At 57.2% G+C, this 1,190-nt stretch carries 2 rRNA genes; both read left to right on the forward strand.

Annotation, left to right across the window (positions count from 1 at the left end):
- Positions 1-188, forward strand: a 16S ribosomal RNA gene (locus ACFUUZ_RS31700); the annotation flags it as partial.
- Between the two features lie 264 nt (positions 189-452).
- A 23S ribosomal RNA gene (locus ACFUUZ_RS31705) occupies positions 453-1,190 on the forward strand; the annotation flags it as partial.

Genomic DNA, 1,190 nt, shown 5'->3' on the forward strand with positions numbered 1-1,190 from the left:
CAGCAACGCTGCGGTGAATACGTTCCCGGGCCTTGTACACACCGCCCGTCACGTCATGAAAGTCGGTAACACCCGAAGCCGGTGGCCTAACCCCTCGTGGGAGGGAGCCGTCGAAGGTGGGATCGGCGATTGGGACGAAGTCGTAACAAGGTAGCCGTACCGGAAGGTGCGGCTGGATCACCTCCTTTCTAAGGAGCACATAGCATTTCGGGTCCGAGTGTGGCCCGGTGTTGCTCATGGGTGGAACGCTGACGCCGCAGTCCCTTTCGGGGGTTGCTATATCGACACACTGTTGGGTCCTGAAAGAACACGCGAGTGTTTCTTTCACGGAAGAGATAATGCGACGAGGCCGCGTAGCGGTTCATACCAGCCCCTGGTGGGGTGTCGGTGACGCGGAATGCGTGGTCTTGTGTGTTGTTTGAGAACTGTACAGTGGACGCGAGCATCTTTGTTTGTAAGTGTTTAAGAGCGTTCGGTGGATGCCTTGGCACCAGGAGCCGATGAAGGACGTAGGAGGCTGCGATAAGCCTCGGGGAGCTGTCAACCGAGCTGTGATCCGAGGATGTCCGAATGGGGAAACCCGGCACGAGTGATGTCGTGTCACCCGCATCTGAATGTATAGGGTGTGTGGAGGGAACGCGGGGAAGTGAAACATCTCAGTACCCGCAGGAAGAGAAAACAAGAGTGATTCCGTGAGTAGTGGCGAGCGAAAGCGGATGAGGCTAAACCATGCGTGTGTGATAGCCGGCAGGTGTTGCACGTGTGGGGTCGTGGGGTCATCTTTCCCGGTTCTGCCGAGCTGGGCGAGAGTAAGAAACCGCAGGGTTAGTCGAAGGGTCTGGGATGGCCTGTCGTAGAGGGTGAGAATCCCGTAGACGAAAACCGTGTGGCTCTCGTAGGTGATGCCCGAGTAGCAGCGGGCCCGTGAAATCTGCTGTGAATCTGCCGGGACCACCCGGTAAGCCTGAATACTCCCTGGTGACCGATAGCGGACTAGTACCGTGAGGGAAAGGTGAAAAGTACCCCGGGAGGGGAGTGAAATAGTACCTGAAACCGGACGCTTACAATCCGTCAGAGCCTGCGAGTACTTGTACTGTGGGTGATGGCGTGCCTTTTGAAGAATGAGCCTGCGAGTTAGTGGCATGTGGCGAGGTTAACCCGTGTGGGGTAGCCGTAGCGAAAGCGAGTCC

The organism is Nocardia sp. NPDC057353 (genome assembly GCF_042667085.1).
Taxonomy (GTDB): domain Bacteria; phylum Actinomycetota; class Actinomycetes; order Mycobacteriales; family Mycobacteriaceae; genus Nocardia.